The sequence below is a fragment of the Idiomarina sp. UBA4206 genome (assembly GCF_002383015.1).
GTDB classification, from domain to species: domain Bacteria; phylum Pseudomonadota; class Gammaproteobacteria; order Enterobacterales; family Alteromonadaceae; genus Idiomarina; species Idiomarina abyssalis.
Map to the genome: position 1 here is coordinate 9,808 of NZ_DFTS01000022.1, position 9,480 is coordinate 19,287.

Here is a 9,480-nt window from a genome sequence, read left to right on the forward strand (position 1 = left end):
GTGGTAATGGTGATATCCAGACCACGTACCTTGTCGACTTTGTCATAGTCGACTTCCGGAAAGATGATCTGCTCACGAACACCCATGCTGTAATTACCACGACCATCGAACGATTTAGGGTTCAGGCCACGGAAGTCACGGATACGTGGGATTGCAATCGAAATTAAGCGTTGCAAAAAGTCCCACATGCGCTCGCCGCGCAGAGTTACTTTACAGCCAATCGGGAAGCCTTCACGGACTTTGAAACCGGCGACAGACTTGCGTGCCACAGTACGAATTGGCTTTTGACCAGAGATAGCCTCTAGGTCCGCCACTGCGTTATCAAGTACTTTTTTGTCAGCCAGAGCTTCACCAACACCCATGTTAAGGGTGATTTTTTCAATCCGAGGGACTTGCATGACGCTGTTGTAGCTGAACTCTTTCATCAGTCCAGGAACTACCGATTCTCTATAAAAATCATGCAGTTTCGCCATCGTAAAACTCCAAGTTTGAATTAAATGATTGCGTTGTTCGATTTGAAGAAGCGAACTTTCTTGCCATCTTCAATACGAAATCCAACACGATCTGCTTTACCTGTCTCTGGGTTAAGGATCGCTACGTTCGAAATGTGGATGGCTGCTTCTTGTTCAACGATGCCGCCAGATTCACCTAAAGCCGGATTTGGCTTCTGATGTTTCTTGACTACGTTGACGCCTTCCACGATCACGCGATCTTTATCAGTAAGAACTTTCAGGACTTTGCCTTGCTTGCCCTTGTCCTTACCTGCCAGGACGACTACTTCGTCATCACGTTTAATTTTTGCCGCCATAATTGACTCCTTATAGTACTTCTGGTGCCAGCGAGATAATCTTCATAAACTGCTCTGAACGCAGTTCACGAGTTACCGGCCCGAAAATACGAGTGCCAATGGGCTGTTGGTTGTTATTCAACAACACAGCCGCGTTGCGGTCAAAACGGATGACCGACCCGTCTTGTCGACGGACGCCTTTTCTGGTGCGAACGACCACCGCATTCACTACATCGCCTTTCTTCACCTTACCGCGAGGAATTGCTTCCTTAACAGTAACTTTGATGATATCGCCGATGTTTGCGTAGCGACGGTGCGAACCACCTAGAACCTTAATACATTGTACGCTGCGCGCGCCGGAGTTATCGGCAACGTCCAGGGTAGTTTGCATTTGGATCATTTCAGTGCCCCGCTTAGTTAAAAAAACAGACCCTCTCGGGTCGTGCTGCCTTTGGTTTTTCCCTTATAAAAAGGGTCGCGAAGTGTAACAGATAAATTTTAGGAGTGGTAGGGTAATCTCAGAATTTTTCGTAGGTGTACGGTGAACTAACGACTATAACGGTTTAGTTTAGTTGGATTGCGACAAAACCAATGGTAAATTCAATACTTTAAGTTGCTCTACGACATCCACCTTATATAAAGAGCACAAGCTGACTTGGGACTTCGATGGTATGAATCTGTTATTCATTATTTTTGCCCCATTTTTTGGTGCGCTCTTACCACTATTGGTTAAACGTGCTTCACGACCGGTAAAAACCGGAGTTACATTACTGGTTCCTGTTCTGTGCTTAATTGTTTTATTTCAATACGCACCTGCAACGTTAGCTGGTGATGTCCCCAAACAAATGGTTGAGTGGCTTCCCGGCATCGGTCTCGACTTTGCTGTTCGGCTCGATGGACTCTCTCTGCTCTTTGTCGGGCTTATCTTAGGAATTGGCGTACTCATTATTACATACGCCCACTACTATTTAAGTCGCGAAGACGATGAAGCTCGTTTTTATGCGTGCTTATTGTTATTCATGTCATCGATGCTTGGCATCGTTATGGCCGACAACATCTTATTAATGTGGGTGTTTTGGGAACTGACCAGTATTTCTTCCTTTCTACTGATTGGTTACTGGTTCCATAGTAGTGATGCCCGACGCGGTGCGCGAATGGCACTGGCAACGACCGGAGCCGGCGGACTCGCTTTATTGGCGGGTTTGCTTATTATTGGCAATATCGCCGGCAGTTATCAGTTAGATGATATTTTTGCGGCGGCAGAACAAATAAAGGCTCATGCCTATTATGTCCCCGCTTTAATATTGGTTTTACTTGGCGCCTTCACTAAGTCAGCGCAGTTCCCTTTTCAGTTCTGGCTGCCACACGCTATGGCGGCCCCAACTCCGGTCAGTGCATACTTACACTCCGCTACCATGGTAAAGGCAGGTATCTTTTTACTGGCACGTTTTCACCCGGTATTAGCTGAGACTGAGCTCTGGTTTACCCTAGTAACTTTAACCGGCTTAATCACCATGTTAGTAGGTGCTTACTTTGCGCTGCTAAAACATGACTTAAAAGGACTACTGGCATTCTCTACCGTGAGTCATCTCGGTCTCATTTGTATGTTACTCGGCATTGGCACGCAGGGTGCTGTCATAGCCGCCTTATTCCACATTATTAATCACGCTTGTTTTAAAGCCGGTCTATTCATGACCGCCGGTATTATTGACCATGAATCAGGCACGCGTGACATGCGCAAATTACAAGGCTTAATGAGCCTGATGCCAATTACCGCAACATTGGCCATGATTGTTGCTGCCTCTATGGCAGGCATTCCGCCTTTCAATGGCTTTATGTCGAAAGAGCTCTTCCTTGATCAGGCACTCCAACAACACCTATTTGGCGGATTGTCCTGGTTTATTCCAATCCTGGCGACAGTCGGAGCGATGCTTTCCGTAGCCTACTCTATTCGTTTTATCCATGACGTTTTCTTTAACGGTGAATACAAAGAGTTACCAAAGAAGCCTCATGACCCACCAAGGATGATGTCGGCTCCGGTCGTTGTTCTGGCTTTACTGTGTATCGCTATCGGGCTGGCTCCGATGACAATGGTTTCGGGCATACTTGATCAGGCTGCAGCCGCAGTTACTGCCGCCCCTGTTCAGGTTAAATTGTCTTTATGGCACGGATTCAATATACCTTTACTCATGAGTGCTGTAGCGGTTGTCGGCGGAATCCTTATTTACCTTGCGCGAGACCAGCTATTTACTTTCAACCGACAGTTTGACGGACAGGACGCGAAACACAACTTTGAGCACATTATTCAAAAAGTGTCGGACGCCGCAGCAAACTTCTATGAGCGGTTAGATACAGGTTCGCTGCAGCGTTATATTGCGTTTGTGCTTATCAGTGTCATTGTTGTCTTATTGCCGTCATTAAGTGATTTAAGTGTCGTCACCGGGGGCAAACCGCAACTGCCCGTTGATATGGTTAGTATGGTGGGTGCTCTGGTCCTTATTGGAGCGGCATTTGCAACAGCAACATTACACCGCAACCGTTTTGTCATGCTAAGCATGTTATCGGTCGTTGGCCTGGTTGTATCACTGGCGTTTGCGCATTTTTCGGCGCCCGATTTAGCAATGACTCAGTTAGTCGTGGAAGTAGTTAGCATTATTTTGATGATACTGGCGCTATTCTTTATGCCACAAAAAACCAGTCGGGCTTCCTCAGGACACCGCGTTTTTAGAGACATTATTATTGCCAGCTTTATTGGTGGTATTGTCGCGACACTTAACTTCGCCATTCTTACCTCACCGTTTGAAAGCATTTCCGACTTTTTCCTTGCCAATGCCAAATCCGGTGGCGGTGGAACAAACGTGGTTAATGTTATTTTGGTAGATTTCCGTGGCTTCGATACATTAGGTGAAATTACCGTGCTGGCTATAGCAGCAGCCGGCATTCATAAACTCTTAAACAAACTGAAGCCCTTTATGCCATCCAGCGATATCGATGGCCGCCCCTGGCATCGTATCAAACACCCACTGATGTTAACTACGGTAGCTAATATCATTCTGCCTATAGCGATGATCGTTGCAGCCTACATCTTCCTTAGAGGACATAACTTACCCGGTGGCGGCTTTATCGCCGGGCTTATTGTCGCATCCGCCATGATCCTGCAATACATCGCAAATGGTGTTGATTGGGTAAAAGAACGGTTCAATGTTAATTACCAGTCACTTATGTCATTTGGTGTAATGACCGCGGCATTAACGGGTATTGGTAGCTGGGTGTTTAATAAACCCTTCCTGACATCATGGTTCACCTACTTAGAATGGCCGTTGGTTGGTAAGTTTGAATTTGCAACAGCCTTACTGTTCGATTTGGGCGTTTTCCTGACTGTTGTCGGCGCAACCATGATGATTTTAAGTAACTTTGGCAAGATGACGACGCGTCATCGCCCAACGCATGAGGGACATTAATGGAAACTTTATACTCTGTTACCGTTGGCGTTTTGACCGCATGCAGCGTTTTCCTTATTTTACGCGGCCGCTCTTTTCCTGTGGTCGTGGGCATCACTATGCTTTCTTACGCTGTTAATTTATTTCTCTTTTCCACCGGACGACTCACAATAGACGGGGCACCAATTTATGGTACCCAGGAAACTTATGCAGATCCGTTGCCTCAAGCTCTGGTTCTTACCGCTATTGTTATCGGTTTTGCAATGACAGCTTATTCGATCATCTTAGCCGTACGCGCCCGTGGAGAAATTGGAACGGACGAAGTTAATCAGCAGGATAACAGCACGGAGGGCAACCGCTAATGTGGCAACAACATTTGGCGATACTTCCGATTTTAGTGCCGCTTTTTGCAGCACTCTTACAACTTCTGCCTTGGGGAGATAGACCTCAACCCAAAAGAAGAGCTATTGGTCTTCTGGCAAGTATATTGACGCTCGTACTAAGCATCGCGTTACTCATTCAGGTTAACCAGAACCAAATGATTGTTTATGCTCTGGGAAACTGGTCGGCGCCGTTTGGCATTGTCCTGATGGTAGACAAACTCAGTGCATTGATGATGCTGATAACCGCGATATTAGCCCTGCCCGTTCTGATTTATGGCTGCTACGCTGAGGATAATCTCGGCTCCCATTTCCAGGCCCTATTCCAATTTCAGATTATGGGCATAATGGGGGCTTTTGCCACGGGCGATATTTTCAACTTATTCGTATTTTTTGAGGTGCTTTTAATTTCTTCGTATGCATTACTTATGCATGGAGGAGGAAAATTCCGTTTACGCACCACATTGCATTATGTCCTGCTTAACCTGTTAGGTTCTGCGCTTTTCTTAATAGGCATAGGTACGTTGTATGGTGTGACTGGTACGCTGAATATGGCTGACCTTGCCACACAAATTCAACAGTTAACCGGTGATCAAGCCGCTTTAGCGAAAGCCGGCGGTATGATGCTATTAATCGTTTTCGGAATAAAAGCAGCTATCTTACCTCTGCATTTCTGGTTGCCTCAGGCATACTCTACAACCACCGGAGTGGTAGCTGCGTTGTTTGCGATAATGACGAAGGTCGGGGTCTACGCTATCGTTCGGGTTTACACTCTTATTTTTGGTCCCGAAGCAAACGAACTGGCTTTTATTGCCCATGACTGGTTATGGGTTATGGGTCTTATTACCATGTTGGCCGGAGCCATTGGTATTCTTGGCGCACGCGACCTGAGGTTATTAGTCGCCTATTTGGTCGTCATTTCTATAGGCACGCTTATAGCGACATACAGCTTAAATGACATAGCCACCACCGGCGCAATGCTGTTTTATTTAATACACTCGACCTTTATTACTGGTGCGTTGTTCTTATTGGCTGATCTCATTGCATTTGAGCGTGGTAAAACAGCCTCTCGCATTGTCTCTGGTAAGAAAATGGCAAATCACTCAACCTATTCTGTCATGTTCCTGGTCGCAGCAATTGCAATTATCGGATTACCACCGCTGTCCGGCTTTGTTGGAAAGCTCTTTATATTAGAGTCGGCCAGTCCGAATGGAACAAACTTTTGGCTGTGGGGGGCTGTATTAGGCGCCACCCTTATTATGCTTATTTCTGTAACCAGAGCGGGAAGTAAGATGCTTTGGCACACGCTATCAGGCAAACCTAATGAGCAATCGGCTCCTTTAGGCAAACGCGCTGCAGTCATCATGCTGCTTGCGCTGTCACTGACCATGACAATTTTTGCCAACCCTATTCGTAGTTACACTACTGATGTCGCGGAGCAGCTTTATGATATACAACAGTATCCATCACGCGTACTAACTGAAGGGGAGAAATAATCGTCATGAAAAAACTTTTCCCGACACCTTGGCTGTCAGTATTTTTACTGGCTGTCTGGATGCTACTGTTTAACTCTATTGCTCCCGGAGTCGTATTGCTGGGCGCCATATTTGCGTGGTTTGTTCCATTTCTTTTTCGCTCAGCATGGCCTAAATTCGCAACCATTAAGCGCCCAGATTTAGCGTTGGTTTATTTCTTTATTCTTTTAAATGACATTGTCGTCGCCAATTTTAAAATTGCAGGAATGATAATAGGAAAACCTCGCTCAATAAAACCGGCACTTTTCGTCTTTCCACTGGATATGAAAGAGGAACTACCGGTTACTATTCTTGCCAGCACAATCACATTAACGCCTGGTACTGTTTCTTGCGAAATAACTCGTGGACGTAAAGGGATTCTTATTCATGCATTCTCTGAGGAAAACCCCGAAGAAGTCATAAACACCATTAGAAATCGTTACGAGCGACGCCTGAAGGAGATTTTTAAATGTTAACGACAGTACTGCAAATTGCCTTCTTGCTATTCAGTTTATCGGTGTTGCTAAACTTCTGGCGGCTGGTTAAAGGCCCTGATTTACCGGACCGGATATTGGCATTAGATACCATTTATATTAACTCCCTGGCTTTATTACTTCTGCTGGGAATGTATCAGAACACCCAAACCTACTTTGAAGCCGCCCTGCTTATTGCCATGTTTGGCTTTGTTGGCACCATCGCCGCTGGTAAGTTTTTACTGCGCGGCGACTTAATAGAATAAAGGTAGACAATTATGGACGCACTAAATCAATTACCCGAATGGTCGCAATGGTTAGCTGCTTTTTTTATTCTTTTAGGCGCTTGCTTTGCTTTTATTGGCTCACTCGGTCTGGCTATATTACCTGACTTTTTTACCAGACTTCACGCTCCAACAAAGAACACGACAATTGGTATTGGCGGTATTGTTATTGCCACTATCATCATTACGGCAGCTCAGGGAACACCAAATTTTAATGAGCTTTTAATCGCCATTTTCTTGTTTTTGACGGCTCCTATCAGCGCACATATTATGGCAAAAGCAGCTCTGCATACGGAACTAAAAATGTTCAATCGCACAAGAGATTTCCGTCAGGAAGGTGATTCTTACGAACATATACTGCCCAAAGAAAAAGACATGGAACCCTAACAGGGAACCATGTCTTCAATTTTTCTATACAGGCTTAAGGCTTTTTAGAAATAATACCCGAAGTTAATATTGAAACGGTCATTGACTTCCCCACCGTCTGTCGCTGTATTACCTCCAATAAAGGGTTGGTTTTTCGCTTTTACGTAATCAACGTAAGTGTAAAAGCCCCCGCCGGCTGCTACAGCGACACCCAACACATTCATCCAGGTATCGTCCTGATAACCCATTTTATCCGTCATTAAACTGTGGTCATTATAAAAGGTAAAGCTAGTAATAGGACCAATATCAACAGGTAAGGTGTAAGCCACGTTAGCGGTATAAAGCTTAGCTTCGGTTGGGATAGCGTCGTAATAAGCATAGGCAGCCATATAGACGCCTCTGTTTTCTAATTTCAAGTCATAGTCATAGTCAGAATACTGCAGCTGGACATTCCATGGCCCGTTATTATAAACCCCGTGAGCAGCCCATGCTAAACGATTACCGACATTTTGGTTTTCGTATTGTTGTGCTGCGGTAAAGCCTTCTCCTGCAGTTCCTGAATATAAGTTCCCCCCCTGAACCGATACACCGAGCTCTAAGTTTTCGTCATCACTGAAATTAAACTTACGAGCCGTACGGAATGCATAGCTATTACTTTCTCCAATAGGCAATCCAGGTTCATCATAGGCACCCTGTCCTGGCAGCCTAATACCTACTGTATCGTAATTATAGCGAGCGGTTCTGTCAGAGGTTGAGCCATCGATACCACCTTGCTCATCAGACTTAAGATAAGCTAAATCAAAATCCCATTCGTCCCCCCGATACTTAAACCGAAGTCCATTATCGTGCTCATCTTCTAAACCGACATAAAAGGTAGTGTTAAAAAAGTAACTGTGGGAATTATACGGCATATTACCGAAAGGTATTTTTACGACACCAACCTGGCCTTGAAGCTTGTCAGTAAAATCATAACCAAACCAGGCATGTTTAACGACATCTTGATAATTGAACCAACGGTATTCGGCAGATAAAATCACTCCACCCATTTCGCCATCAAAATTCAGCCGGAAAATATCGAAATCTAAATCACCCATTCTGTCTTCATTATCAGAATCGTAATTATTGTATTCATACTGAAAACGGACCGCACCATGAACCTTTATTGGCCAATTTTCGTTTTCTTCCGTTCTTTTTTCCAACTCATCTAAACGAGCGTGAACACCTGAGTCATAGACAACTCTGCGCTTGCCATCACTTTTATCAGCTGTTGTTTCTTCCTCAGTATCTTGTTCTTTGACAACAACAATTTCTTCTTCTTTCTCACTTTCTTCTTTTTCTGCTAAACGCTTTTCCAATTGAGCCAACCGCTCTTTAAGCGCTTGTATCTCTTGTTCGACAGAGTTACTTTCCTGTGGAGCGGCAACCACCGGACTTGCTGCAAGTACCGTAGCTGCAAAAAATAAGCTCTTTGACATAGGTTGACTCCCTCTGAGTATTACGCACTGATATGCGCTTTTATTATTAATTCTTTAATAAAAATAAATTATTTAATTTCAGATATTTGTACTCAACCTATTAAGGTTTAGATCAAAAAAAAGGCCTCCGCAAGGGAGGCCTTTGTATTTTTTACTTCGTTATCTGCGTTTAGACAACAGTAGCACGCTCTACGATTTCTTCCAGAGTCCAAGATTTATTCTTAGACAGCGGACGACTTTCGCGAACAATCACGGTGTCGCCAGCTTTACACTGGTTTTCTTCGTCATGCGCATGTACTTTAGTTGTACGCGTGATGTACTTCCCGTATACCGGGTGTTTTACACGGCGTTCAACAGCTACAGTGATGGTTTTATCCATCTTATCGCTGACAACTTTGCCTTGCAGAGTACGAACACGTTTTTCATCAGTCATTACGCACCTGCCTTCTCATTTAAGATGGTTTTAACACGTGCGATATCACGACGCACTTGTTTCATCATGTGAGTCTGATTCAGCTGACCAGTTGCCGCCTGCATACGCAGATTGAACTGCTCACGACGCAAGCCTAGCAATTCTTCCTGCAGCTGCTCAACGGTTTTATCTTTCAGTTCACTTGCTTTCATCACATTACCGTCCGAGTCACAAAAGTGGTTTTGAAAGGCAGTTTACGCGCCGCCAGGCGGAACGCTTCACGTGCCAACTCTTCAGGAACACCGTCCATTTCATACAGAACGCGACCTGGTTGAATCTGAGCAACCCA

The 9,480-nt window shown here is 44.9% G+C and carries 13 protein-coding genes; 6 read left to right on the forward strand and 7 right to left on the reverse strand.

Annotated elements, in window-relative coordinates; genetic code table 11:
* The 3 genes from rplE to rplN all read right to left on the reverse strand — a co-directional run.
* The coding region (gene rplE / locus B3180_RS04915) for a 50S ribosomal protein L5 (RefSeq protein ID WP_286843349.1) at positions 1–473 on the reverse strand (473 nt) is incomplete at its 3' end.
* A gap of 20 nt (positions 474–493) precedes the next feature.
* Positions 494–808 carry a 50S ribosomal protein L24 gene (rplX, locus tag B3180_RS04920; RefSeq protein WP_034822544.1) on the reverse strand — a complete coding sequence of 105 codons (315 nt, stop codon included), beginning with the start codon at positions 806–808 and terminating at the stop codon, positions 494–496.
* 10 nt (positions 809–818) lie between these two features.
* Positions 819–1,187, reverse strand: coding sequence for a 50S ribosomal protein L14 (gene rplN, locus B3180_RS04925; protein WP_006956444.1), 369 nt, complete (start codon positions 1,185–1,187; stop codon positions 819–821).
* Between the two features lie 271 nt (positions 1,188–1,458).
* Between rplN and B3180_RS04930 the strand changes: the two genes are divergently transcribed.
* The 6 genes from B3180_RS04930 to B3180_RS04955 are packed head-to-tail and all read left to right on the forward strand — an operon-like array spanning position 1,459 to position 7,265.
* A complete protein-coding gene (locus tag B3180_RS04930; RefSeq protein ID WP_222235642.1) occupies positions 1,459–4,248 on the forward strand; it encodes a monovalent cation/H+ antiporter subunit A in 2,790 nt (929 codons plus the stop codon).
* Positions 4,248–4,589 (forward strand): Na+/H+ antiporter subunit C, encoded by a 342-nt coding sequence (locus B3180_RS04935; RefSeq protein WP_054489101.1) that lies wholly within the window; start codon positions 4,248–4,250, stop codon positions 4,587–4,589. Before B3180_RS04930 ends, B3180_RS04935 begins: the two co-directional genes overlap by 1 nt.
* Positions 4,589–6,103 (forward strand): monovalent cation/H+ antiporter subunit D, encoded by a 1,515-nt coding sequence (locus B3180_RS04940; RefSeq protein ID WP_278358486.1) that lies wholly within the window; start codon positions 4,589–4,591, stop codon positions 6,101–6,103. The genes B3180_RS04935 and B3180_RS04940 overlap by 1 nt, the downstream gene beginning before the upstream one ends.
* Positions 6,104–6,108: 5 nt before the next feature.
* Positions 6,109–6,597: a Na+/H+ antiporter subunit E gene (locus B3180_RS04945; RefSeq protein ID WP_054489105.1), complete on the forward strand. Its 489-nt coding sequence runs from the start codon at positions 6,109–6,111 to the stop codon at positions 6,595–6,597.
* On the forward strand, positions 6,591–6,860 hold the full coding sequence (locus B3180_RS04950) for a K+/H+ antiporter subunit F (protein WP_054489107.1): 270 nt from the start codon (positions 6,591–6,593) through the stop codon (positions 6,858–6,860). Before B3180_RS04945 ends, B3180_RS04950 begins: the two co-directional genes overlap by 7 nt.
* A gap of 12 nt (positions 6,861–6,872) precedes the next feature.
* Complete coding sequence (locus B3180_RS04955) at positions 6,873–7,265, forward strand: Na+/H+ antiporter subunit G (protein ID WP_054489109.1); 393 nt, start codon at positions 6,873–6,875, stop codon at positions 7,263–7,265.
* A 44-nt stretch (positions 7,266–7,309) separates the two neighbouring features.
* Here B3180_RS04955 and B3180_RS04960 read toward each other — a convergent pair whose 3' ends face one another.
* The 4 genes from B3180_RS04960 to B3180_RS04975 all read right to left on the reverse strand — a co-directional run.
* Positions 7,310–8,719, reverse strand: a complete 1,410-nt coding sequence (locus tag B3180_RS04960) for a carbohydrate porin (protein WP_222235644.1) — start codon at positions 8,717–8,719, stop codon at positions 7,310–7,312.
* 169 nt (positions 8,720–8,888) lie between these two features.
* The gene (gene rpsQ, locus B3180_RS04965; RefSeq protein WP_054489112.1) at positions 8,889–9,152 is read right to left on the reverse strand and encodes a 30S ribosomal protein S17; all 264 of its coding nucleotides are present in this window, start codon (positions 9,150–9,152) and stop codon (positions 8,889–8,891) included.
* Positions 9,152–9,343 carry a 50S ribosomal protein L29 gene (gene rpmC, locus B3180_RS04970; RefSeq protein ID WP_011235145.1) on the reverse strand — a complete coding sequence of 64 codons (192 nt, stop codon included), beginning with the start codon at positions 9,341–9,343 and terminating at the stop codon, positions 9,152–9,154. The genes rpsQ and rpmC overlap by 1 nt, the downstream gene beginning before the upstream one ends.
* Positions 9,343–9,480: ribosomal protein L16 (locus tag B3180_RS04975; protein ID WP_286843361.1), on the reverse strand; the 138-nt coding region annotated here is incomplete at its 5' end. The genes B3180_RS04975 and rpmC, both read right to left, overlap by 1 nt.

Coding starts and splice junctions, on each gene's coding strand:
- rplX (WP_034822544.1), bottom strand. CDS start 808: ATGGCGGCAAAAATTAAACGTGATGACGAAGTAGTCGTCCTGGCAGGT.
- rplN (WP_006956444.1), bottom strand. CDS start 1,187: ATGATCCAAATGCAAACTACCCTGGACGTTGCCGATAACTCCGGCGCG.
- B3180_RS04930 (WP_222235642.1), top strand. CDS start 1,459: ATGAATCTGTTATTCATTATTTTTGCCCCATTTTTTGGTGCGCTCTTA.
- B3180_RS04935 (WP_054489101.1), top strand. CDS start 4,248: ATGGAAACTTTATACTCTGTTACCGTTGGCGTTTTGACCGCATGCAGC.
- B3180_RS04940 (WP_278358486.1), top strand. CDS start 4,589: ATGTGGCAACAACATTTGGCGATACTTCCGATTTTAGTGCCGCTTTTT.
- B3180_RS04945 (WP_054489105.1), top strand. CDS start 6,109: ATGAAAAAACTTTTCCCGACACCTTGGCTGTCAGTATTTTTACTGGCT.
- B3180_RS04950 (WP_054489107.1), top strand. CDS start 6,591: ATGTTAACGACAGTACTGCAAATTGCCTTCTTGCTATTCAGTTTATCG.
- B3180_RS04955 (WP_054489109.1), top strand. CDS start 6,873: ATGGACGCACTAAATCAATTACCCGAATGGTCGCAATGGTTAGCTGCT.
- B3180_RS04960 (WP_222235644.1), bottom strand. CDS start 8,719: ATGTCAAAGAGCTTATTTTTTGCAGCTACGGTACTTGCAGCAAGTCCG.
- rpsQ (WP_054489112.1), bottom strand. CDS start 9,152: ATGACTGATGAAAAACGTGTTCGTACTCTGCAAGGCAAAGTTGTCAGC.
- rpmC (WP_011235145.1), bottom strand. CDS start 9,343: ATGAAAGCAAGTGAACTGAAAGATAAAACCGTTGAGCAGCTGCAGGAA.